Below are 22,919 nucleotides of genomic sequence, written 5' to 3'. Positions count from 1 at the left end.
ATGCGGCTATGGTGATCCGCTGGCGCCTTGAAGGGGAACTGCCTTTTCGTCGGCGATCACCTTCTCGCCAGAGAGCAATCGCGAGCGATTCGTGATCTCTCTCAGCAGAAGAATGAGCGGCCTTTCAACGATGCTGTGGAACAGCGCTGCGGCGACGACTGCAAGCCCACAGGCCGCCAGCACCACTGGCCAGTAAAGTACGGGAGGCAACGGTACGATCGCCAGCGCGGCCTTGACGAGTAGAAAGACGAAAGGGTGGAGCAAATACAGCGCGTAAGATGAATCCCCCAGCAGGGAAATGACCTTCGACCATGTCGACCTCAAGCTGGTAGGCCCGAGCACGGCAGCCGCGGCGATCAGGACGGCGCCGGTGCCCCAAATACAAAGACGCGACCAGCCGTAGAACCCCGGACCGGTATTGTCTCCCAGCCAGGATATCGGGACTAGCCAGATCGCCAGTCCTGCGGCGATCATGGCCGCGCGCACCATTGGGGGAAGAACAATCCCTCGCACGAAAATCAATGCGATAAGGGCGCCGAATGCAAATTCCCACGTAATTGGCCGCAACCAGAAGCGGAGCTGCAATAGGTCCGGCTGGAAGATTGTGGCGAGTACGACGCCGCCGGCGAGGCAGCCGACAATCATCGCAACGGCGCGCTCACGCGGCAGCGGCACGAAGACGGCGAACAACAGGTAGAAGAACATCTCATAGTTGAGCGTCCATCCGAGGTCGAGGATCGGGAAAGGATACTCCGCGGTAAATCCCAGGGAGTCGTAGGGTATGAAAAGATAAGAGGTGACGATGGCGGCTGCTCCAGGAAAATCCTTGGCGCCCATGGCCGCCCCTACGGCGAGCACGATCAATCGCAGCGTCAGTGCCATCCAGTACAGCGGCACGATGCGGATCAGCCGTCGGCGCAGGAACTCGGCCCGTCCGCCCGGCGCTGCGAACAATTTTCGCGATGCGTACACGATGACGAAGCCGGAGATCACAAAGAACAGGTCCACGCCTGCACCAAGGGGCAACATTTTGAAGGGTGAGAAGGTGCGGCCGTGCGCCTCGGCATACAAGCGGACAAGTTCCTGCGCGTGCAGGAAAACAATCAGCGAAGCAGCGACGGCCCGTAGCACCACGAGTGCCAGAACTCTTTCGCTTTCCCCCTGCTTGACATTGCTCATGGTGACGGTATTGCACCTCGTAATTGAACGAGCCAGATTGCACGAGTCGTTGGCACTGCCAAGGGCAAACCTTTTTTGTTCAGCCAATCGCGGCCGGCGATCATGAGTGCATCTATGACTGTTTGCGCAAGACGAATGGCCGGAGCAGTGGAGCTTGTTGGGCCACATTCACCTGCTGTGATTTTGAGTAGTGCAGCCACGCCGCGACAGTGGTCAGCGCGACTGAGAAGATGAAGAACGGGTTGATGTTGACCTCCTCGAAGCACATGGAGGTCACCGTAAACGCGGTCGTGACCAGGTAGAAGAGCGACACGGTCCGCCGGTTGATGAACAGATATATGCAGGCAACGACGTAAAGCACACTGACCGCGAGGCCGCTTTGATAGGAAAGCGAGAGAATCCCGTTGTGAACGGAGACAATGCCGGTGGTGGTCTTTTGACCCATCTCAATGAGCCGCTGATTGTAACCAATGCCGAACGGATGCTCCAAGGCAACCTGAAAGCCTTGGATATTGGACATCACGCGCTCAAAGATGTTCGTTTCAGCATGGCTGTCTTCGACAAACCTTGATTGAAGGCTATCTGATAGCGTGTCCAGCCCCGGAGCGTTGGGCAATGAAAACAGGATCGCTAAGCCGACCACGGCGAGGATCGCACTCTGCACGTAAAGGGAAAAGCTGCCCAAACGTGTGAACAGAAACACCAGAGCGACCGTTGGTGCGATGAGGCCGGAACGATTGAGGGTCACGGCAAAGCTAGCAACCAGAAGCGCATAAAAGGCAATGTAGATAAGGGGCTGCCGGAAGCGGAACGCGAGATAGTAGGCGGAAGCCGTGGCCACCGCATAGACATGGCCGGCCTCGTTTCCGTGAATCCAGATGCCGCCGAACTTCGTTTTTGCGAATCCCGCAGCCATGGGATTCGTCGTTTCGTCGATAGGGACACCAAGCCCAATGGTCTGCAAGCCCGCAACGCCGCTGGCCTGGAGGAATAAGACGCCAAGCGAGGGTAGCAATCCAAGCAGGATGCCGGCGGCGAGCCACACCAGCACCTTTTCATCCTGCGCAACCTCGACAAGAAAAAAAGCGAAGGTCGACGTGAGGAAGAAGATGAGCGTCATGTAGATGTCACCTTGATCGACGGCCGTCTTCCCCAGCAGGGTAGCGACCACCATGACGCACAGCACGACGAAATAGAGTAAGCCATCGCGAACGGTTCTACCGATGCCGACCACGATGAAAACAAGCGGAAGCAAGAGGAACATCAATCCGTCGCTGAACCGCAGGATGGGCAGATTGAAGGTGTTTGTCAGAACATTGAATTGGATGCAGAATCCAAACGTAAAGGCGACACAAGGGGATAAGACGGCGAAGAGATCGACGGTCTGGGTCGAGGAGCGAAACTCTGAGCGTGGCAAGCGAAGACCGTACGTCATTTTTGTCTCACAGCAAAAACGGCTGGTTCTCTAAGGGCGCATCATGGAACATGCGAGCCGCCCGCAAACACGGTAGCGTGCAGGCCTAACACCGACGCCACGGCCGTTTCGTTAATCGAATAACCGACACAATAGCGGCGGACGTATGTCAGGGATATTCCAGTTCCGTAACGGAATCAAACAGCTGGAAGCGAGCGGAATAAGCATTCGCTGCCTGTTCAGCAGTCAACCATGTCGCAAGCGAGGCACAGGCCGCCAATTTATGATTAAGACGGACGTCGTCTCTGCCTTTTCAAGCTGAATTGATCAGCGAAAGACGGGTAACTTTCGCTCTAGTTTGTGCGCTCAGCTATGCCGAGAGATGGACGATCACGCAGTGCAAGTGCTGACTTCGGCATTTTCTTGCATGTTCCACTTTGAGGATCGGCTTGTTCCTCAGAGGGCTTGATCGATGAAGTCTTCCGGATGCTCTGGCCGCTCTTTGTAGAGCCATCGTCCGTCGAGCGCTTTCTTGCGCCAAACGCGGCCCATGGTCCAATGCCCCTCCGGCGTCCGCACGGGGACGAAGGCGCGCCAATGATGCCAGTCGGTGGGAGAAGCCGGCGGTTCGCGATCGTAAACTCGCTTCAGAAGTTTAAGCATGATGGCATTTCGGAGAGAGCGACCACGGAGCTCCGCCTGAGCACTCATCGTTCCGGCTCAGAGGCGCTAGCCCGCCGCTATGATCACCGCTCGAATTTATTGGAACAACTAGTGCGAGCAAAACGATTACTGAAGCAATTGCTATCGAACAGAGCACAAATGATTTCCCCCTAGCTTTGCGGGCGAGCATGCGACATTCGGGAGAAACGGACAAGTGTGGGATTTTACGGAGGAAAGTAGCATTAGCGGTATTTTAGTACCGTCAAATCTTAAGGCCGGACTTCTTTCTCCTCTACGTTTCGCTGTGCCAATCGACTTTGCTTGATCTGACTGGACGATTGGCCCGAAAACACAGAACTCTTCCTGAGATTGTATTTCTTGTTCTAAGGGCTTCGGTCGCGAAATATGGGCGGCAGCCGGTCTGCGGGTGCGATGGAAGTCTCCTGCGAAACAATAGCGCGGCGACCCAGCGCGCCCCTTTACCCTTTGATCGCTACAATGATGATAGGCCTGCGGCTGAGGATGGGGATTCTCAACGAAGCGTCACCAGAACAAGCGTAGAGCAGGGCTCCCGCCCATTCGGCAGCAAAGTTTAGTCAGGAGAAGCGCAGCGGCTCAAAGCGTTGCCTACATTATGAGCCTGAGCGTCCTTCTTGAGGCGATGAAAGAACTTTTGGCGCCCCCAAACGAGGCACTGTTCTACGTTCGTATGCTCCCTGAAGCGCCGTTGAAGCTCACGAGCCCGCAGTAGCAGGCCTCAGCCTCCTGCCCAACAGTCGCTCGCGAAGGACTTTTCGGATCGGCTCGTCGAAATAGTCGAATATCAAGTGAGCCACGGCAATCGACACGACCAGGCTCAGCACGATGGTGGCCAGAACCTTGAGATCACCCGGCAATCGCGGGCCGACCACAAAGATGAGCAGCAAGCAGAGTGGTCGGTGCGTTCCGTAGAGCGGATAAGAGATCGCTCCGAGCCATTCCAGCACCGATTTTCCGCTCGCCTTTGCCCGCGCTCCGAACAGTACGAGCGAGGGGAAAATCAGCAATGTGCACGCCATGTCGTACCAGACACCGACGACGTTCGGCATGGCGAACAGAGCAAATAGGATCGCGAGCAAGACGAAGGGATTTACCGCGACTTCGCGCATGCGCCCATCGACAAAGAGTTTGTGAACGAACAGTCCAGCGCTAAAGCCCACGATGACACGCAGCAGTCCAATCCAGAATTGGTCGATCAGCGCACCCCCCTCGAGCCTTTCATAGAATGGAAACAGGATCAGGCCGAGCAGCGCTGCGACTCCGAACATGATGGTCGGCGGAACGCGGACCAGGAAACGCGCCCAGATCAGGTTGGCCACAATCTCGAAGAAAATCGACCAGAACGGCGAATTCAACGGATAGATGCCGATGCTGACGACGCTCGGCACCAAGTAGAACGGGATCAGAAACACGTTGAGCGCAAAAGCGATCCCGATGTCGTTCACGCCAAACGGATGAGGATATCTGGTGAGCGTGACCAGCGCCGTGTAGTAGAGCGCGCCCAGCGTCATCCCAAGAAGGATCACCGGGTACAAGCGGATGAACCGCTGGAGGGCAAATTCCTTGAACGACATCCGCGACGTGAGCCGCTCACCATAGGCGTGAGCCATCACGAAGCCGCTCAGGCAAAAGAAGAAATCTACCGCAAGGTAGCCGTGCGAAAAAATCCAGCGGTGCTCGACCCAATTGCCGATGTGCAGCAACAAAACCGAGATGGCGGCAATGCCTCGCATGCCGTCCAGAGTATTAAGCTTTTCGGACACTTAGGGATTTGGCTTTCGAAATAATTGTTAACGATCCGGAAAAGCCTAGCAAAGGACTGCCTCCTAAGGGAAGCCTGGATACCAGGTCCTCTTGCCGGCATGGTTGATTCCAGACACTTGGGAGCGGGCAACTAGCGCCGAGTGCGTCTTTGCCCAGGGGAGCGTCGCTTGACCTCAAACTCCTGACGAGCAAGTTCGTAGGTAATGGCTGCGCGAAAGGCAGGCATCCCTAACGAGGCTGGATTTGGTGGGCTTCCGATACCGTCCGGGCCATTAGCCGGCAATGACTTCGGCCTATCCGCAAAGCCGTGGTCATTGCAGTGTCGCATTTTGTCGTCCGATAGCGCTGCCCTTACACCACCACAAATCCCACCTGCTGGTGGCTCCGGACGAAGCCGAGCGGCTTTGCATCGAGGCCGGTCCTGGCCTTGAACTCGTCGAAGGCCTTGACCTCGTGGTCCTGCCAGCCCGGGTAATTCCAGAATTCATCGAACACGATCACGGTGCCGCTCGCGATCCGGTCGGTGAGCAGGTCGAGAATGCACTTGGTCGACGAGTAGAGGTCGCAGTCGACGTGCAACAGCGAGACTCTTTCGTTATGTTCCTTGAGAAAGCCGGGCAGGGTCTCGTTGAACCAGCCCTTGATGAGGGTCACGTTGTTCGGCACCGGCGGCAGGTCGCCGGCGAAGCGTCCCTTCAGATAGCCGCTTCGCCAATCCTCCGGCAGGCCCTCGAAGGAGTCGAAGCCGTAGATGGACGTCGACGGGTTCTCCCTGGCGATGTGGCTGATCGTGCGCCCGCTCGCAACGCCGAATTCCATGAACAGGCCATGAGGCGGCGCCAGCGCGACAGCGGCGGAGAGCAGATCGAGGTCGGAGTTGAAACTCGGCGCAGTGAGGAGGTGCTGTTCGTAATAGTCGGCGCTCTGCATCGCCGCCTTGAGGAAGGCAACCTCAATGACGTCGAAGCTGTCACCTCGCTTCTTGTGAAGAGGAAGGTTTTCTGCCGTCCTCTTGATCAGCTTGTCGGTGATTGCGAGAACCTGGGCCTTCACTTGCATCTGCTCCCCCTCTTCGCAGCGAGTTCGAATGCAGCCGGCGAGTATCGCTGAAGTTGAGGCGCAAGCGAGGCGATGACGCAGTTCCGCGTGCTCTAAATTTAGGCTCGGCCCGATCGGATATATGTCATCTCGATGTCATCCCTTTAATCCCGCTCATTCCCATTGAAGCATCTTCGACTCATCCATTCATTCTTTTGGTTCCTTCCGATGCCCGCCGCGCATTGACAACATTTGTCATGTCACTGTTCTATGCCCGCGCCTGGCGCTCCTTGCGTGCAGCGAATTGGACAGGGTGAATGGACAAAGCTGAATCTTCCGCCGTTCTGGTCACCGGCGCTGCCGGTTTCATTGGCTTCCATGTCACGCAGATCCTGCTCCACGCCGGCGTGCCGGTGGTCGGGCTCGACAATCTCAACGACTATTACGATCCGGCGCTGAAAGAGGCGCGGCTCAACGTCCTCAAAAACGATCCGAATTTCGCCTTCGCCAGGCTCGACCTGGCCGACCGCGCCGGGATGGCGCGCCTGTTCGAGAGCCACCGCTTTGCGCGGGTGGTTCACCTCGCAGCCCAGGCCGGCGTGCGCTACTCCATCGATAATCCGCGCGCCTATGTCGATGCCAATCTCGAAGGCTTCATGAACGTGCTGGAAGGCTGCCGTCACAATGGCTGCCGGCACCTGCTGTATGCGTCCTCCTCCTCGGTGTACGGCGCCAACACCAAGATGCCGTTCTCGGTCCACGACAATGTCGACCACCCCGTCAGCTTCTATGCGGCGACCAAGAAGGCGAACGAGCTGATGGCCCACGCCTACAGCCATCTCTATCGCCTGCCGGCGACCGGATTGCGCTTCTTCACCGTCTATGGTCCCTGGGGCCGGCCGGACATGGCGATCTATTCCTTCACCAAGGCAATCGTGGAGGGGCGGCCGATCAAGCTGTTCAACGGCGGCGACATGCGCCGCGACTTCACCTTCGTGGACGACGTCGCCAAGGCGGTCGTCAAGCTGCTCGACCATCCGCCGCAGGGGCTGCCCAAGAGGACCGGGGCCGCACCCGATCCGGGTTCAAGCAGCGCGCCCTGGCGCGTCTACAACATCGGCAACAACCAGCCCGAGGAGCTGAACAAGATCGTGGCGCTGCTGGAGAAGGAATTGGGCAGGATTGCGCAGAAGGAACTGCTGCCGATGCAGGCTGGCGATGTTCCCGCAACTTATGCCGACGTCGACGATCTCGCGCGCGAGATCGATTTCCGGCCCTCGACCTCGATCGAAGACGGCATCGCGCGCTTCGTGGCGTGGTATCGGACCTATCATTCCTGACAGCGATGCCGCCGATGAAGTCCGCAATCGCAGCCGCAGCGCTCATGCTGGGCGCAGCCTCGCAGCCCGCCATGGCGGGAGGAACCTGCATCCTGCATCCGCAGCCGTTCACGCTGAAATCGGAGACCGTGCGCTGGTCGTTCAAGATCAGGGCCGGGGCCGAATGCATCCAGGGCTTGCGCTGGTCGACGATCCTGATCGACAGGATCGCGATCATCGAGCCGCCGAAATTCGGACGGCTGGTGATCCAGGGGCCCGCTTTCCGCTATTTTTCCAGCGCGGACGCACAAGGAAGCGATTCGTTCAAGATCGAGATCGCGGGAACCGCGCTCCATGTCGGCGGAACATCGCTGATCGAAGTCGATGTCACCTCACAATAGATTCAGCACGCTGCAAAGATCAGCATTCTGCAAAGAATTGTTTGATGGCGGGCAAGCTCGCCCGCCTCAACCATCAGCGATAGGTCCGGTTGCTGTTCAGATTGGGATTGGCGGACGATGCCGGCGGCACGCCCTGGCCGATCGGATTGCTGAACGGATTGTTGCTCGGCTGCGTCGCAACGGGTGTTCGCGACTGATTCGAGTTGTTGGTCTGCGGCCGGTTGGTCTTCTGCCCGGCTTGCGCCAGTGCGGGCGCGGCCAGCGCCAGCACGGTCGCGGCGATCACAAATGATTTGACCTGCATCGTTTCCTCCATCGCGCGCGCAAGGCGCTGCTTTCGGATTAAGTGGGACCGGAACCCGTGTTTGGGAAGAGCGCTACAGTTTCGCTACAGTTTCTTGCAATCGGTATAAAACGTGCCGTTGGCGGCGACGATCCGTTCGATGCATTGACGCGGATCGCGAACCTCGCCGCTGACGCTGAAATAGTAAGACTGTGCCTTCAGGATCAGCGCATAACTGCCGGGCGGCAATTCCAGCGCTGGATCCTCGCTGTGCACCTCGTACATCTCCGCATTGTCCGGAATCGGCGAAGCGCGGAACGGGTAGGAGAAGTTGCGGATCACCCAGGCATCGCCGCCGGGATCGGGCTTCTTCGCCGTCGCTTCGGCCGAGAACTCGCGCGCAATCTTGGCGACCACGCGAACCTCGACGCGTTCCGGCACGTTGCTCGCGGCTTCGCGCCGGAATACGATGAACTTGGGACGGCCGTTCGGCAGGCCGGCCTGGTCGGGGATCTTGAACGCCGCCGAGACCGCGACCCGGGCGTCAGGCGCACGGCCGGGCAGCAGATGCAGCTCGGAGAGCTCCTTGTCGTCGATCAGCGCATAGACCCCGTAATCCGTCGGGCGCACCGCCTTCGGCTTCGCAGGCGGCGCAGGGGCGACCGCAACGGCGGGCGGCGGTGCCGGAGCAGCCTGCCGTTCGCCGCGCGCAACATATCCCGCGAATGAGGCCAGGCGCTCCCGCTGCTGGACGGCGAGCACCGCCAGACCGACAACAAGCAACACCGCGGCCGTACGTCCCATCACCGACCATAGCGCGTGACGCGCCAGGGGAGGGGCATGGCTGATCTCGATGTCGGCGGGCGAGGTCGCCCCCGCAAGCTCCCGAAGCGTCGGCTGGCGCCGCGGCGGCGGCTCCGGGGCGGCGAGTGCCGGGGCATCGGCCGGCGGCGGCAGGTCGACCTGTTGTCGCGAAAACTCCTCGACGCCGCGAATCGCAGCTTCCAGGGCCTGCTTGGACCGCCGCACCTCCTTGGCATCGGTGTGGGTGAATTGCTCCTGGAGCTTGTAGCGGGCCAGATCGTAGACAAGCTGGCGCATGTGCTCGGGATGGGTCTTCACCGTCTCGAGCATGCGCGCGATGACCAGCGCGAACTGGACCTCGGTGGAGGCCGGCTCGGCTGTCTCTTCATTGGTCGGTTGCAGGTCTCTCGAACTCATATCGATCCAGTTTGCCTCGTCCATGCCTCAGCCGGCCGAGACCCTCGTGCACATTGGGATGCAACAATGGCCGGGAATGCGTAGAATGTCAGCTTGCCGCCCCATTTTCAAAGAGGGGATATCGGAAGGGTTGGCGCTCTCGGCTCCGCCCTGCGCAAGGAGGGGACAATGTATACGAGAATGAGATTCGGCGGCGCGATACTTGCCGTGGCCTGTCTTGCCGGTCTGTCGACCACCGAGCACGCCTCGGCGATCGACGCTCAACTGGCCAGAACCTGCAAAGCGCTCACCACGAAGCAATTCCCGCCGCGTGAGCCTGGCAATCCGGCCGCAGGCAGTGTCAAGGGCTCGGGACGCGATCAACAGGCCTATTTCAACAAGTGCGTTGCCAACAACGGCAAGGTCGATGACAGCAGCAAGTGACGGGTGGCGCGTGCGCCCGGTCAGGACGCTTTGGGTGGTGTCGGTTCTGGCACGTTGCCTTCCTTGGCCATGCAGTCGCGGAAGTACGACTGCCGGTCGCCGCTCATCTTGACCGAGCCTGGCCGCTTGTAGGGATAGGCAATGTAGGACAAGCGCATGCACTTGCGTGCGACCTCCGGGCTCGGCCCCGCGACGGCGGCCGACAAGCCGCCCGAGGCAATGCATGTGAGCAGTGCCGCCACTGCCATTCGCGATGTCTTTATCGGAGGATGCCATTCCCGCATGTTTTGCCTTATCATTTACCAATCGCCGGGAATCCGATCCGTCTCGTCGGATCGGTTCCGGTATTCCCATTTGCCGTCGCGACGCCGGCGCCACACCCTGCCGAGCAGGATCTGGCCCTCGACGGACCGCGTCGGCCAGCCGAGCAAGTTCCACTTGTGCCACTGATCGTAGGAATCTGGACGTTCGCGCTCGTAAATCTTCGCCAGGATGGACGTGGTTCTCGACTTGTATTGCCAGGTGGCGCCCGCTCTGCGCCGCCAGACGGAGCCGATGACAAGATATCCTTCCGGATCCCGCGCCGGCAGGAACAGTCGCCATGGGTGCCAGACGGAGGGATCCGGCGGCGTCCGTCCATGAGGGCCTCTGACATAACCAAACACGAAAAACCTTTGCTGCGCGATGCGGCGGCGCTTGCGGTGGCTCCTTCGCCTTTGCGCAGATGGCGGCGCCCTGGAATCTCAATCAGTCGGTATGAAACGCATCTGACGTAGGTCCCCCGCGGCACTGGGCCGGATAGGACCGAACCCTCGTCAACTGCATGAGCGCCATAACGACAAACGGTGTGAAGGTGAAGGGGGCCGAGGCGGGTGTGAGGTATTATATTGCCGTAGGCCGCCCATTTTTGGAATTTTAGGTTATGCATTCCCCGAAGGCGCGAGGCGGTCTGCGAGATTCCGAATGCTGTTTCGTTGCCCACGCGAAGTTGAAGCCGCGACGATGTGCAGCAACAGGCAGGGCGCGCCCTGATGGAGCTGGTGCCCGGCGCCTGCGATCGAGCATTTGAAGTCATGCATGCGCCGCATTCGATCATGTCGGGCCAATTGTTTTTGCACGCAGCTCATATGCGCATCTTTTAAAGGGCACTGTGAATGTCACGCTGAATATGCCGTGCAGCAATGCTGAAGCTTTCCTTAAAAGAGCTTCATTTCGCCCGCTCTCCTCGCGACATCGATCGCAATGTCTAGCAACATGGTGAGCAGCCTCTCGTGTCAGAAAAGCTTCACACACTTGACGGCATGCGCGGGGTCGCTGCCATTTCCGTGCTGTTCCTACACCTCGGCAATTGGACCGAGCAGCGCTGGTTCTTCACGCACGGCTACCTCGCCGTCGACTTCTTCTTCTGCCTAAGCGGATTCGTCATGGCGCATGCCTACGGCCGTCGCCTTGCAGAGAACATGACGTTCAAGAATTTCCTGGTTCAGCGTGTCATCCGACTCTATCCGGTCATCCTGCTGGGGATGGTCCTCGGCGGGCTCTACTATCTCGTCCTCGCGACGCTCACCAGGAATCCGACATTCGGCGCGCCCGATGTCGCCGTTGCATTCGGCCTAAACCTTTTTCTCATACCGTTCTATTTCTGGCCGAGCGCGCTCGGTGGCGGAATCTATCCGCTCAACACGCCGTTCTGGTCGATCTTCTTCGAAATGGTCGCAAACCTGATCTGGGCGCGGTTCTTGGTGCGGGTATCGCCCGTCCTGTTGTTCGCAAGCGCGGCTGTCCTGGGACTCTGCCTGTTTCCGCAATACGCGCGGATCGACGGCGGTGGCCTCATCGACCAGTTCTGGCTCGGAACGTTGCGGGTGTTGGTCGGCTTCAGCGCCGGTCTTCTGGTCCACAACCTCTATGCCGAGAAGCGGCTGGATTGGATCTCGGGCATCAATCCATGGCTTCTGCTCGCCGTGTTGCTGGGTCTGTTTTCGGTTCCGAATGCCGGAGGTGTCGGATACGACATGGTCTGTATCCTGCTGGTCTTTCCGCTGCTCACGCTACTCGGTGCGCGCGCGGGCGGGAACTCCGGGCAGGCGCTGCTCGAATGGCTCGGCGCCATCTCGTATCCTCTCTACGGCATCCACCGTCCCATCTGCCTCGCGATGGTCTTCGTGATCGCGCCGCGTCTGCATCTGCCGCAACCACTGATCGTGATCACCGGCGTGATCGGCTCGCTGTGCGCGGCGCATGTAACATATTATTATTTCGACGAGCCGGTACGGCGCATCCTGCGAAGCAGGGCCGTCGCATTCAAGTCCGGCGCGACTTCGCTGGCGGCTTCCTGACGAAGCGAGGCCGCCGCTCGCCCAAAGGACAACCGGCGGCCCCGTTCTTTCTCCTGGAGGACCTCAGCTCAGCGCCCAGCCATGCTGGACGAAATGGAAATCCGCGCTGGTCAGTGCCGAGGGCAGCACGTTCTTGACCAGGATCGAATCATGGGCATCGAGCGTGATCCGCGTGTCGCGGTCGATCTGCTGCATGGCGAGATGGCCGAAGTCGCTGACCACGGAATTGTCGAGCACGATGATGTCGTGGTTTGAGGCATTTCCGGCGTGGAAGCCAACGATAGTGTCGCTGCCGGAGTTCGGACCGAAAACGAAACTGTCACCGCCGGTGCTCGCGGCCGTGAGCGTGTCCGATACGCCGGTGGCCGAGGTCAGCGAGGCGCCGGCGAGATAGGCCGTCTGGTTGTGCGAGCCGTCGACATTGGTGAAGTCGGCGGTCACCATCCGCATGGCGGCGTCATACGCGAAATGGTCTGCGCTGTAGCTCTTGCCGGCGACGTTCCAGTCGAACACATCCCTGGCCTTGCTGGCGTGCACGATCGTTTCGTTGCTTAGCACGTCGGCCGTATAGGTCTTGGTGTCTATGAGGTCGGTGGAGCCCGGCGCGTATCTCACGATGTCGCTGGACAGCGATCCGTTTGCGTAGCTCTTGACCTCGGACCAGCCGCTGGCGCGGACGACGCTGTCGGAGACCAGCGCGCCTGATGCGCTGTACTGATCCGTGATCTTGCTGCCGTCCGATGCGAGATTGTAGGTATAGTCCAGCGAGCCGTCGGTGTGGGTGCGGACAGCCGAGGTGAGGACGCCCGCCGCGTTGTAGGCGTCGTGCTCGGCGACGTAAGACTTGTTCTGAATGCCGGACAGGTAGATGTCCTTCGACTTGTCGGCATGCACGATCGTGTCCGAGGTGAGGACGCCGGCACTGTAGACCTTGACCTCGCTGAGGTCAGGCCCGCCCGGCGCATACTTGATCGTCTCGCCAGTCAGCATGCCCTTCGAATAGGTCTTGACGTCCGAGCACCCGTTCGTGCGAACGACCGTATCGGAAACCAGGCCGCCCGCGGCGTCGTACACGTCCGTCGTCTTGGTGCCGTCAGCGGCGAGAGTGTACGAGTAGGCCAGCGTGCCATCGGCATGCGTGTGCACCGATGAGGTCAAGACTCTCGCCGAGTTGTAGGTGTCGTGACCGGCAACGAAGTCCCTGTTCTGAACGTTGTAGTAGTAGATGTCCTCCGAATTGTCGGCGTGGACGATGTCGTCCTTGGTCAGCACGCCATTGGTGTAGGTCTTGACCTCGAACGCGTCGGATGAGCCGGTCGCGTATTTGATGACTTCGCTGGCGAGCGTTCCGCTCGTGTAGCTGTCGACGATCGACGCCACGGAGCCGGACGTATATTTCAGGGTGCCGTTTGTGATGACGCCGTTGGCGTACGTCTTCACGTCGGACGATCCATCGGTGTGCAGGATCGTCTCGGATAGAAGCAATCCCGCCGAATTGTACTTGTCGGTGGTCTTGCTGCCGTCTGTCGCGAGGTTGTAGGCGTAGTCGAAGGTGCCGTCGGCGTGCGTACGGATGGACGACGTCATGACCCCTGTCGCGTCGAATACGTCGTGCTCGGAGACGTAGCTCTGGTTCTTGATGTTGTAGAGGTAGATGTCCTTCGAATTGTCGGTGTGAAGGATGGTGTCCCGCGTCAGTACGCCCGCGGTGTAGGTCTTGGTGTCGGAAAGATTGTTCGAGCCATCGGAGTAGGTCGTGGTCTCGGTCGCGAGCACGCCGCCGACATAGGTGCTGGTCGTGTTGGACAGGATCGGGGCTGCCGCTGCCGCGATGGCCTTGAGCACCGGCGTTACCTCGATCACCAGCGGGTGGTCGGAAACGTTGACCTGGATGCTGCTGACGTTGGCGTAGGTCGCGATCGGATTGCTGCTCACCATCGGATCATAGACCTTCACCAGCGATGCGGTCTGATCGAGCGTGACGGTCACGACCGAAGCTGTCGCCTTCACCTCGCTGTGCGTGTTCTGATTCCACAGCACCGGTTCGGCCCATAGCACGAGATCCATGCTGCCGTTGCTCTTGGCGAACACCATGTCGTGCGACGTCGTTGGCGCGCCCGACAATGCGTAGGTAAGGCTGCCGGATGCGGACGTCGCGTTTTGCCCGCCGTCTTTGAGAATCTGCGTGAGGTTGTGAATCGCCGTGGCCACCGGCTTCGGCGAGCCGTCCGCATGAAACAGGCCGAAATAGCTTTCCTTGTTATTGGTGCCAAGATTCGGTTCGTCGAGCAGCTCGTAGAGATAGGTTTGCGACACTCCCTTTTGGTAGGCATCCATGAGCGTATTGAGCGTGTACTTGGCCTGAACTGCCTCGTTGACGCCGTCGTACCAGTAGCTCGTCAACGTGTTGTAGCCGGCTTCCGTGATGACAGTCGGCTTTCCAGGAGCGCTGATCTGGGCGAACGACAACAGATAGTCGAGACCGTTTGAAATCGGAGTCGTCGACATGACATAGGCATGCTCGTTGGCGTAGTCGGTGTATCCGGACAGGTTGCCGAGCTGCTGAAACTGGCTGGTATCCGTCGAGCCGATCGAAACGTTGTAGACCGGGATATCCTTGAGGAGGTTGTCGGCGTTGACGGCCGTGAATATCTGCTTCTGAATCTCTGCGGCGGAAGCAATCGAGATTACCCCGTTGTAGCTTATCTTCCAGATATTGACTTCGTTCGGCCCTTCGATCGCGGCGATGCTCCCGGCATACTGGTTAGCGTAGCTGTCCAGCGCAGTGATCAACTTGCTCACGTCGAGGGTCGAGTCTTTCGACGGACTCGCCACGAGATCGAACTTGTAACCTTGAGCGGCCAGAACGGCGAAGTTGTTCGATCCGACCGTGGAGGTGGACAGATTGTCGCGAATGTTGAGAATGCCGAGATAACCCAGCGCCGTCGATACCTTGTCGATGTTGGCGTAAGGCGAGTTGTCGAACGAGATGTGGGTGTTGACGCCGATCGAGTCGACGAATGCGGCAGTGGACGTCGCTGTTTTGGTGACGAACTGCGGTGATGACTGAGAAGACATGATGCCCCGGTTGAATGCTGCTGTTGGACGCGATGATTCACGGACCGCTTTAAAGGCAGGTTCTTGATTGACTAAAATTGCGAGCAGCGAGTTTTCTCTAGAGTGAGTTCCGTTTTTGCGGAGACGGCACATCGTCCGGACTGAAATGATGACGCAGCTCCGCGAGCTTCGGCAATTCCTGTGAGGGGACACCGTAAAAGCACGGAAGTCGGCGATGCTCATCGATGCGATCTCGGACCCGATTGGCATTATCCAGCCAGATTCTCGTATGGTTGGCGGCGCGGTCGACGTTGAAGCGCTGCCGGTTGATCGTCCGCAGCGTCCTTCAGCCACTGCGTCACTTCACGAAACGATCACCATGCTCGGGAATCTCCGGATATTGAGCGGTGTGTCATTGCGTCTCCGCAGGTCGGCAGCACACGGACCTTGCCGAGCAGGCGCATCGTCGGTTAGTCGGCGTTAACCACACAGAGGGGCTGCCGTCGCTCCCTCACCAAACCTTCAGGCCCGGTGCTGTATTGCCTCGGGATTACACCAGTGAGGACCGCGCCGTGTCCCGAATCGCGATTTTTGCTTCCGCCTGCATGCTGGCCGTCCTGGCGTCGGCCGCTGCCGCTCAAGCCACTCCGAGCTGCATGCGCGACATCAAGCCCTACCGGCTCGCCGGCGACACGATGGAATGGTCGATGACGATCGCGCCGGGCGCCGACTGCATCCAGGGTCTGCGCTGGTCGACGATGCAGATCTACAGTGTTGCGATCGCGGACAAGCCGAAGAGGGGCGAACTTGTTCTGGTCGGCCCGGGCTTTCGCTATTTTGCGAAACCCGATTTCACCGGCACGGATGCGTTCACGCTCGTGATCGTCGGCAAGAATCGGCACGACGCCGGCACCTCCACCGTCCAGATCACGATCTCCCGGCCGAGCCCGCCGCTGGTGGTGAGCACCGTCAGCCAGCCGGAGTAGGACGCCGCCGACGCTGCGCCTGCACGCCGCGCGGAACTGCCGATATCGGTCGCTTCGCAAAGCTCGGCTGGCGGGCCACGACCTCGCTTTATGATGGTTTGAAACGCGCGCCTGCGGCATATCTGTCGCATACGTAGAGTGCAGCAATTGCATGTCGCGTGTTTCGCGGGCCGCCGGCGGTTGTTGTCACGCAGGGCCGTTAAGGTTTATTCGGCTCGCGAAGCAGTTTGCCCTAATGTTGGGCGTGCGGTCGGATAGGGAAATGGTCTAAGGGTGTTCGGTGGAACATCCGTCCTCAACGGAAAGAGTTTTTGCATGCGAATCGCGATGATCGGCACGGGCTATGTGGGACTGGTGTCCGGGGCCTGCTTTGCGGATTTCGGTCACGACGTCACCTGCGTCGACAAGGACGAGAGGAAGATCGCGGCGCTTCATCGCGGGGAGATTCCGATCTACGAGCCCGGGCTCGACGAGCTCGTCGGCAATAACGTCAGGGCCAGGCGGCTGGACTTCACCACCGATCTGTCGAAGCCGGTCGCGGAAGCCGACGCGGTGTTCATCGCGGTCGGCACGCCCTCGCGCCGCGGCGACGGCCACGCCGATCTGTCCTATGTCTACGCCGCCGCCAAAGAGATCGCGCAGGCGCTGTCGGGCTTCACCGTCGTCGTCACCAAATCGACCGTGCCGGTGGGCACCGGCGACGAGGTCGAGCGCATCATCCGCGAGGCCAATCCCAAGGCCGAGGTGGTCGTCGCCTCCAATCCCGAATTCCTGCGCGAGGGCGCGGCGATCCGCGACTTCAAGTTCCCCGACCGCATCGTGGTCGGCACCTCCGACGAGCGCGGCCGCAAGGTGATGGGCGACATCTACCGCCCGTTGTCGCTGAACCAGGCGCCGCTGATGTTCACCGCGCGCCGCACCGCGGAGATGATCAAATACGCCGCCAACGCCTTCCTCGCGACCAAGATCACCTTCATCAACGAGATCGCCGATCTGTCGGAGAAAGCGGGTGCCAACGTGCAGGAGGTCGCGCGCGGCATTGGCCTCGACAACCGCATCGGCACCAAATTCCTCCATGCCGGCCCGGGCTTCGGCGGCTCGTGCTTTCCCAAGGACACCAAGGCGCTGATCAAGATCGCTCAGGACCATGACGTGCAGCTGCGCATTGTCGAATCCGTGCTGGCGGTCAACGAGAACCGCAAGCGCGCGATGGCGCGGAAAGTCAGCCAGGCGCTCGGCGGCTCCCTGCGCGGCAAGACCATCGCGGTGCTCGGCCTCACCTTCAAGCCCGACACCGACGACATGCGCGATGCGCCGTCGATCCCGCTGGTCACAGGCCTGATCGACATGGGCGCCAAGGTCAGGGCATTCGATCCCGTCGGCATGGAGCAGGCGAAGGGTGAGCTGCCCAATATCACCTATTGCGAAGATGCCTATTCCTGCGCGCAAGGCGCCGACGCGCTCGTCGTCGTCACTGAATGGACTCAGTTCCGCGGCCTCGATCTCGACCGGCTGAAGAGCGTCATGGCGCAGCCCGTCGTCGTCGACCTCCGCAACATCTATCGCCCCGAAGAGATGAAAGCCGCCGGCTTTGTCTATGACAGCGTCGGACGATCGGCCGAGGCCTGATGCACAATACTGTGTCGCTCGCCTCCGGAGGCGAGCGACACAGCCTCCAATGCGGTATGCTCTGCGCATGAGGTCGCGCTTTGAGCGGCAGCCTCGACCGCATCGAGGGGGATGTCATGACCGACGACACGCACACGATCCGCAGCGGCCGGCTGGGAGCGACCATCAAGGCCCACGGCGCCGAGCTGTGCTCGCTGAAGCATGGCAGCGGCATCGAATTCGTCTGGCAGGCGGGGCCGCAATGGCCGCGGCACGCGCCGCTGCTGTTTCCGATCGTCGGACGTCTTGCGGGCGACGAATTGCGGCACCGGGGCAAGAGCTACCGGATGACCCAGCATGGCTTTGCGCGCGACAGCCGCTTTGCGTGGATCGAACGCGGTGAGAGCGGCTGTGCGCTGGTGCTCGAAGACAGCGAGGCGACGCGTGCGCTCTATCCGTTCGCATTCCGCCTGACCGCTGCGTATACGCTCGATGACAACGGTCTCGATCTCTCGCTCACGATCGCCAACACCGGCGCGGAGACATTGCCGGCCTCGCTCGGCGGACATCCCGCTTTCAACTGGCCGCTTCAGCCTGAAACGGCGAAAGAGAGTTATGCACTGACCTTTGCCAACGCGGAGTCATCTCCCGTCCATCGTCTCGACGGCGGATTGCTGCGCCCGGCCGCGGAGCCGAGTCCTGTCAATGGCGCCGTGCTGCCCCTGTCCGAATCCCTGTTCGCCGACGACGCCATCATCTTCGACCGGATCGAGAGCAATTCGGTCCGCTACGCCGCCGGGCAGGGCGCGTCCGCCGGGCCGTGGCTGAAGATGTCGTGGCGCGGCTTTCGCGAGCTCGGCGTCTGGTCCAAACCATCGGGCGCACCGTTCCTCTGCATCGAGCCTTGGCGCGGCTATGCCAGCCCCAAAGGCTTCGAGGGCGAGTTCAGCGACAAGCCGGGCCTGATGCACATCGCAGCCGGCGCGCAGGAGCAATTGTCATACCGCATCGAGATCGGATCGTCCTGACGCGGATCATCCGCCCGCGCTGCGGCCGTTCAGGCCACGCGTACCGCTGTAAAGGGCTCGGGGCGCAGGGCCCTGGTCGCCGATGAGGTCAGGCGCTGCGCGAGATCCTGCGCGCGCCGCTCGACCAGGTGCCAGGTCGCGCGCGCGACGAGATAGCTGAGCGCTGCGCTGACCGCGTAAGTCACGAGCAGCGAGATCAGCCCGTCCGCGAGCGGCCAGATCAGCTGCAGTCCGCCGATCACCGCGAAGTGCGACAGATAAATCGAATAGGAATTGCGGCCGAGCGCCTCGATCGGCGACCAGCGGACCGCGAAGCGGATGCAGCCCGCCACCATCGCGCCGAGCACGAGGTTGATGATCAGATAGTTGAATTCGTGCGCGCCGGTCGCGCGGTTTGCGCAGAAGGACAGCGCGACGAAGACGACGAAGATCGCGGCGTCGGATCTGGTGAAGCCGTCGCGCAGCGAGAAGAACAGCGCACAGCCGATCAGGAAGACGGGCAACTGGTTCAGGAAGCTGATGTGCAGCGTGGCCCCGACGAAGGAGTCGTGGCCGGGGCCGTAATAGGCCGAGAACAGTTCGAAGGCCCACGGCTTGAACAGGCAGACATTGACGAGGTGCAGCAGAAGCGCGAGCGCGAGATAGAGACGGCGGCGCGATCCGAATGCGGTGATCAGAAGCGGGAAGACGAGATAGAACGTCATCTCCGCCGCGATCGACCAGTCGCCCGGCACGACGCTGTTGACGCTGTCGGGCCAGAAGCCGTGCAGGAACGTCGCGGTCAAGATCACCTGGAGCGGCCCGATGCCGTTGGGCGCGTTGTAGCTCGGCCCCGTGCCGTTGATGGCAAGGTAGAACGGGATCGCGAGCCAGAACAACGGCGCGATGCGCAAGGCACGGCGGACGTAGAATTTGCGTGTCGGGCTCGTTTCGCCGGCGCGCTGTGTCCACATCAGGCACATCGTCACCGCGCTGACGAAGTAGAACACGTTGACGCCAGTCCAGCCGCACAGGAAGGCGTAGTCGATTGCCTGGATGTTTGATGGAAATGATTGCGAGACGTGGTTCGCGATCACGCCCAGGATCGCGAGGCCGCGCAGGAAATCGAGCGTGCGCGAACGACTGAGGGACGGTGCGCCTCGTTCGGTTCGACCGGCAGCCAACCGGGCCTGCCCCTGCATAACGCTCGCTCCGTGGTTTCGCACCCGCAAGCGGACACCATAGAGGCGCGCCCGCCCTTTCCGAAGCTGAAGCCTGTCTTTACGTTAACCAGTGGTTGAGTCCAGAGCCAATTGTACGGAATCGGCGATCGAGCCGGTCAAGGTCGCCTGGGCCGCGCGGCTGCGGCGCAAGCTCGTCAACGCGACGCGACGCGCTTCCATCTTGCCTCGATGCGAGCCTTGATGAGGCTGATCCTGGCCTCATGTGCGGCCCAAAAGGCGCGGCTGGCGGCCGCCGTGCCTTGACGATAGCGGGCATAGACCGCTTTAGGCTGTGCCGCGACCTTCGGCGGGCCTGCCAGCTTTGCCGAAGCCGCCGGGGGCGCCGGATCCGGAATGGTTGCGGCCTTGGCTTCGAGAGCTGCCGAATTCATCGCGAGCAGACGGTTGCGGGCGCGGTTGCAATAGACTTGCGAACGCGCGGTCATCGTCTCCTCGCCGTGACCTGCCCGATACTTCATCAAAGCGCGGCAGAGATCGCCGCCGGCGAGGCGCCATGCGCGACTGAGATAGAGCACGCCGTAATGGATGTTGATGTCGGGCTCGGCGAGCTCGGCATTGTTGCCCCGGAAGCCGAGCATCGCGGCGGTCTCGGGCCGCACCTGCATGAGGCCGATTTCGCCGACGCTGCCGATCACGGCCGCATTGTATCCGCTTTCGACGAACACGACGGCCTCCGCGATATCGGCAGGCAGGCCGGTCTTCGCGGTTTCCCGTTCGATGATCTTGCGGATTTCGGCATGGGACGACGGCGTTTCGCCGGCGCCAAGCTCCGACATGTTCTCCGATGCGGCCGGCACCGTGCGCGGCTCGTCCGGCGCGCCGTCCTTGGCCTGTGCGCAGATCGGAACCGACACCAGCAGGGCGACCGCGGCGTGTCGCCACGTCGCGCTGAGCTTGAAGCGTGCCTGATTCCGCATCATGCGCTTGTCATACAGTCTCGAAGCTAACAAACGGGCTTCGGCCGGCGATCAGCAGAAGCAGCTTGTGCGAGGGGGCCATGGGACGATTCGAAAAGCCTCGATGTGCGGAGCATAGCATGATCCAGAAACCCGGATGAGCGAAGCGACATCCGGGATGGCTGGCCTGCATATCGCTTTGCTCATGCGGCTACAGCACCGTCGCCAAGCTCCCAAGGAACGCGGTCCCCATCGCCCGCGTTCTGGTTTGGCGGACGCTTGGGCGATGCTATGCTATCCCGCTATCTCTGTGACGACAGGACGAGGATCTTTCAGTGGCTGATGTCAATCCCGCGGCGGGCAAGCAGGTCTCGCCGGACGCGCTCACCAACATTCCGCGGCTGGTGACGGCCTATTTCGCCGGCAAGCCCGATGCCGCGGACCCGGCGCAGCGGGTCGCATTCGGCACCTCGGGCCATCGCGGCACCTCGTTCAAGAACAGTTTTAACGAGGGCCATATTCTCGCGACCACGCAGGCGATCTGCGATTACAGGAAAGAAAAGGGCCTGACCGGCCCGCTCTTCATCGGCATCGACACCCATGCGCTGGCCGAGCCGGCGCTGGTGAGCGCCGTCGAGGTGTTCGCGGCCAACGGCGTCGAGCTCATGGTCGACAAGGACGGCGGCTACACGCCGACGCCCGTGATCTCGCACGCGATCCTCCACTACAACAAGGGCCGCACCAGCGGTCTTGCCGACGGTGTTGTCGTCACGCCGTCACACAATCCGCCGGAGGACGGCGGCTACAAATACAATCCGCCGCATGGGGGCCCGGCCGACACCGACGTGACCGGCGTGGTCGAGAAGCGCGCCAATGCCTATCTCGCCAACGGCCTCAAGGGCGTGAAGCGCATCGACTACGCCAGGGCGCGCAAGGCTGCGAACGTGCATGCTCACGATTTCGTCACGCCTTACGTCGCCGATCTCGGCAATGTCGTCGATCTCGACCTCGTCAAATCCGCCGGCGTCAATATCGGCATCGATCCGCTCGGCGGCGCCGCCGTGCATTACTGGCATCCGATCATCGAGCGCTACGGCCTCAAGGCCACCGTGGTGAACGAGGCGATCGATCCGACCTTCCGCTTCATGACCGTCGACTGGGACGGCAAGGTCCGCATGGACTGCTCCTCGCCTTACGCGATGGCGAGCCTGATCGCGATGCGTGACCGCTTCGACGTCGCGTTTGCCAACGACACTGACGCCGATCGCCACGGCATCGTGACGCGCAGCGGCGGCCTGATGAATCCGAACCACTATCTCGCCACCGCGATCTCCTATCTGTTCGCGCACCGGCCGAACTGGGGCAAGGATGCGGCGATCGGCAAGACCGTGGTGTCGAGCTCGATCATCGACCGTGTCGCGAAAAAACTCGGCCGCAAGCTGGTCGAGACGCCGGTCGGCTTCAAATGGTTCGTCGAGGGGCTCATTGGCGGCAGCTTCGGCTTCGGCGGCGAGGAGAGTGCAGGGGCCTCGTTCCTGCGCCGCGACGGCACGGTGTGGACTACCGACAAGGACGGCGTCATCCTCGGCCTGCTCGCCGCCGAGATCATGGCGAAGACCGGCCGCGACCCGAGCCAGCTGTTCAATGATCTCACCGCCGAGTTCGGCGTGCCCCATTACGCCCGCATCGACGTCGCCGCGACCGGGCCGCAGAAGACCATCCTGAAATCCGTCACGCCTGAGCAACTCGGCCTGACGGATCTTGCCGGCGACCCGGTCCGCGCCACGCTGAGCAAGGCGCCCGGCAACGGCCAGCCGTTCGGCGGCATCAAGGTCGAAACCGATTTCGGCTGGTTCGCGGCAAGGCCGTCGGGGACCGAGGACGTCTACAAGATCTACGCCGAGAGCTTCCGCAGCACCGAACACCTGAAGCGGATTCAGGAGGAGGCGCAGGCCGGGCTGAACAAGGTGTTCGGGGCGTAGGGACCGGAGCTGGCGCCGCGCTCAGGCTGCTCCTCCCAGGAAGAGGCTGCCGTATG

Annotated in this window: 19 protein-coding genes and 1 pseudogene; 9 read left to right on the top strand and 11 right to left on the bottom strand. The window is 61.0% G+C overall.

The window, feature by feature from the left end:
* Positions 1–6 precede the first annotated feature (6 nt).
* The 5 genes from JJB99_RS29705 to JJB99_RS29685 form a co-directional block, all read right to left on the bottom strand.
* On the bottom strand, positions 7–1,179 hold the full coding sequence (locus JJB99_RS29705) for an acyltransferase family protein (protein WP_200495783.1): 1,173 nt from the start codon (positions 1,177–1,179) through the stop codon (positions 7–9).
* A 112-nt stretch (positions 1,180–1,291) separates the two neighbouring features.
* The gene (locus JJB99_RS29700) at positions 1,292–2,614 is read right to left on the bottom strand and encodes an O-antigen ligase family protein (protein WP_200495782.1); all 1,323 of its coding nucleotides are present in this window, start codon (positions 2,612–2,614) and stop codon (positions 1,292–1,294) included.
* A gap of 435 nt (positions 2,615–3,049) precedes the next feature.
* Positions 3,050–3,256 carry a hypothetical protein gene (locus JJB99_RS29695; RefSeq protein WP_200495781.1) on the bottom strand — a complete coding sequence of 69 codons (207 nt, stop codon included), beginning with the start codon at positions 3,254–3,256 and terminating at the stop codon, positions 3,050–3,052.
* 734 nt (positions 3,257–3,990) lie between these two features.
* A complete protein-coding gene (locus JJB99_RS29690; protein WP_200495780.1) occupies positions 3,991–5,058 on the bottom strand; it encodes an acyltransferase family protein in 1,068 nt (355 codons plus the stop codon).
* 352 nt (positions 5,059–5,410) lie between these two features.
* A complete protein-coding gene (locus tag JJB99_RS29685) occupies positions 5,411–6,112 on the bottom strand; it encodes a class I SAM-dependent methyltransferase (RefSeq protein WP_200495779.1) in 702 nt (233 codons plus the stop codon).
* A 302-nt stretch (positions 6,113–6,414) separates the two neighbouring features.
* On the opposite strand from JJB99_RS29685, the gene JJB99_RS29680 reads away from it, so the two are divergent.
* Both JJB99_RS29680 and JJB99_RS29675 read left to right on the top strand, forming a co-directional pair.
* The gene (locus tag JJB99_RS29680; RefSeq protein ID WP_200495778.1) at positions 6,415–7,437 is read left to right on the top strand and encodes an NAD-dependent epimerase; all 1,023 of its coding nucleotides are present in this window, start codon (positions 6,415–6,417) and stop codon (positions 7,435–7,437) included.
* 14 nt (positions 7,438–7,451) lie between these two features.
* Positions 7,452–7,817 carry a hypothetical protein gene (locus tag JJB99_RS29675; protein WP_200495777.1) on the top strand — a complete coding sequence of 122 codons (366 nt, stop codon included), beginning with the start codon at positions 7,452–7,454 and terminating at the stop codon, positions 7,815–7,817.
* A 73-nt stretch (positions 7,818–7,890) separates the two neighbouring features.
* Here JJB99_RS29675 and JJB99_RS29670 read toward each other — a convergent pair whose 3' ends face one another.
* Entirely contained in the window at positions 7,891–8,121 is a 231-nt protein-coding gene (locus tag JJB99_RS29670) for a hypothetical protein (RefSeq protein ID WP_200495776.1), read from the bottom strand.
* An 84-nt stretch (positions 8,122–8,205) separates the two neighbouring features.
* A complete protein-coding gene (locus JJB99_RS29665) occupies positions 8,206–9,321 on the bottom strand; it encodes a hypothetical protein (protein WP_200495775.1) in 1,116 nt (371 codons plus the stop codon).
* Positions 9,322–9,489: 168 nt separating this feature from the next.
* On the opposite strand from JJB99_RS29665, the gene JJB99_RS29660 reads away from it, so the two are divergent.
* Positions 9,490–9,744 (top strand): hypothetical protein, encoded by a 255-nt coding sequence (locus JJB99_RS29660; protein WP_246775024.1) that lies wholly within the window; start codon positions 9,490–9,492, stop codon positions 9,742–9,744.
* 20 nt (positions 9,745–9,764) lie between these two features.
* On the opposite strand, the gene JJB99_RS29655 is transcribed toward JJB99_RS29660, so the two are convergent.
* Positions 9,765–9,992: a hypothetical protein gene (locus JJB99_RS29655; protein WP_200495774.1), complete on the bottom strand. Its 228-nt coding sequence runs from the start codon at positions 9,990–9,992 to the stop codon at positions 9,765–9,767.
* A 1,023-nt stretch (positions 9,993–11,015) separates the two neighbouring features.
* Between JJB99_RS29655 and JJB99_RS29650 the strand changes: the two genes are divergently transcribed.
* Positions 11,016–12,083 carry an acyltransferase family protein gene (locus JJB99_RS29650; RefSeq protein ID WP_200495773.1) on the top strand — a complete coding sequence of 356 codons (1,068 nt, stop codon included), beginning with the start codon at positions 11,016–11,018 and terminating at the stop codon, positions 12,081–12,083.
* A gap of 63 nt (positions 12,084–12,146) precedes the next feature.
* On the opposite strand, the gene JJB99_RS29645 is transcribed toward JJB99_RS29650, so the two are convergent.
* The gene (locus JJB99_RS29645) at positions 12,147–15,161 is read right to left on the bottom strand and encodes a hypothetical protein (protein WP_200495772.1); all 3,015 of its coding nucleotides are present in this window, start codon (positions 15,159–15,161) and stop codon (positions 12,147–12,149) included.
* Between the two features lie 551 nt (positions 15,162–15,712).
* Here JJB99_RS29645 and JJB99_RS29640 point away from each other — a divergent pair.
* The 4 genes and pseudogenes from JJB99_RS29640 to JJB99_RS29630 all read left to right on the top strand — a co-directional run bounded on the left by JJB99_RS29640 (position 15,713) and on the right by JJB99_RS29630 (position 18,762).
* Complete coding sequence (locus tag JJB99_RS29640) at positions 15,713–16,126, top strand: hypothetical protein (RefSeq protein WP_246775023.1); 414 nt, start codon at positions 15,713–15,715, stop codon at positions 16,124–16,126.
* Between the two features lie 23 nt (positions 16,127–16,149).
* Positions 16,150–16,263, top strand: a pseudogene (locus JJB99_RS36445) (GDP-L-fucose synthase); the annotation flags it as partial.
* 178 nt (positions 16,264–16,441) lie between these two features.
* The gene (locus JJB99_RS29635; protein ID WP_200495771.1) at positions 16,442–17,755 is read left to right on the top strand and encodes a UDP-glucose dehydrogenase family protein; all 1,314 of its coding nucleotides are present in this window, start codon (positions 16,442–16,444) and stop codon (positions 17,753–17,755) included.
* A gap of 116 nt (positions 17,756–17,871) precedes the next feature.
* Positions 17,872–18,762 carry an aldose 1-epimerase family protein gene (locus JJB99_RS29630; RefSeq protein WP_200495770.1) on the top strand — a complete coding sequence of 297 codons (891 nt, stop codon included), beginning with the start codon at positions 17,872–17,874 and terminating at the stop codon, positions 18,760–18,762.
* A gap of 29 nt (positions 18,763–18,791) precedes the next feature.
* Here the strand turns inward: JJB99_RS29630 and JJB99_RS29625 are convergent, their stop codons facing one another.
* The gene (locus tag JJB99_RS29625) at positions 18,792–19,943 is read right to left on the bottom strand and encodes an acyltransferase family protein (protein WP_200495769.1); all 1,152 of its coding nucleotides are present in this window, start codon (positions 19,941–19,943) and stop codon (positions 18,792–18,794) included.
* Positions 19,944–20,119: 176 nt separating this feature from the next.
* Positions 20,120–20,905 carry a transglycosylase SLT domain-containing protein gene (locus JJB99_RS29620; protein WP_200495768.1) on the bottom strand — a complete coding sequence of 262 codons (786 nt, stop codon included), beginning with the start codon at positions 20,903–20,905 and terminating at the stop codon, positions 20,120–20,122.
* 311 nt (positions 20,906–21,216) lie between these two features.
* Here JJB99_RS29620 and pgm point away from each other — a divergent pair, with 311 nt between their 5' ends.
* Positions 21,217–22,863: a phosphoglucomutase (alpha-D-glucose-1,6-bisphosphate-dependent) gene (gene pgm / locus JJB99_RS29615; RefSeq protein ID WP_200495767.1), complete on the top strand. Its 1,647-nt coding sequence runs from the start codon at positions 21,217–21,219 to the stop codon at positions 22,861–22,863.
* The last annotated feature ends 56 nt before the right edge of the window (positions 22,864–22,919 follow it).

The sequence above is a fragment of the Bradyrhizobium diazoefficiens genome, from assembly GCF_016616235.1.
In the GTDB taxonomy this organism is placed as follows: Bacteria; Pseudomonadota; Alphaproteobacteria; order Rhizobiales; family Xanthobacteraceae; genus Bradyrhizobium; species Bradyrhizobium diazoefficiens_H.
This window is presented reverse-complemented; position numbering and strand designations above follow the sequence as displayed.

Coding starts and splice junctions, on each gene's coding strand:
- JJB99_RS29700 (WP_200495782.1), bottom strand. CDS start 2,614: ATGACGTACGGTCTTCGCTTGCCACGCTCAGAGTTTCGCTCCTCGACC.
- JJB99_RS29705 (WP_200495783.1), bottom strand. CDS start 1,179: ATGAGCAATGTCAAGCAGGGGGAAAGCGAAAGAGTTCTGGCACTCGTG.
- JJB99_RS29620 (WP_200495768.1), bottom strand. CDS start 20,905: ATGATGCGGAATCAGGCACGCTTCAAGCTCAGCGCGACGTGGCGACAC.
- JJB99_RS29645 (WP_200495772.1), bottom strand. CDS start 15,161: ATGTCTTCTCAGTCATCACCGCAGTTCGTCACCAAAACAGCGACGTCC.
- JJB99_RS29655 (WP_200495774.1), bottom strand. CDS start 9,992: ATGGCAGTGGCGGCACTGCTCACATGCATTGCCTCGGGCGGCTTGTCG.
- JJB99_RS29665 (WP_200495775.1), bottom strand. CDS start 9,321: ATGAGTTCGAGAGACCTGCAACCGACCAATGAAGAGACAGCCGAGCCG.
- JJB99_RS29635 (WP_200495771.1), top strand. CDS start 16,442: ATGCGAATCGCGATGATCGGCACGGGCTATGTGGGACTGGTGTCCGGG.
- JJB99_RS29630 (WP_200495770.1), top strand. CDS start 17,872: ATGACCGACGACACGCACACGATCCGCAGCGGCCGGCTGGGAGCGACC.
- JJB99_RS29670 (WP_200495776.1), bottom strand. CDS start 8,121: ATGCAGGTCAAATCATTTGTGATCGCCGCGACCGTGCTGGCGCTGGCC.
- JJB99_RS29625 (WP_200495769.1), bottom strand. CDS start 19,943: ATGCAGGGGCAGGCCCGGTTGGCTGCCGGTCGAACCGAACGAGGCGCA.
- JJB99_RS29695 (WP_200495781.1), bottom strand. CDS start 3,256: ATGCTTAAACTTCTGAAGCGAGTTTACGATCGCGAACCGCCGGCTTCT.
- JJB99_RS29680 (WP_200495778.1), top strand. CDS start 6,415: ATGGACAAAGCTGAATCTTCCGCCGTTCTGGTCACCGGCGCTGCCGGT.
- JJB99_RS29675 (WP_200495777.1), top strand. CDS start 7,452: ATGAAGTCCGCAATCGCAGCCGCAGCGCTCATGCTGGGCGCAGCCTCG.
- JJB99_RS29660 (WP_246775024.1), top strand. CDS start 9,490: ATGTATACGAGAATGAGATTCGGCGGCGCGATACTTGCCGTGGCCTGT.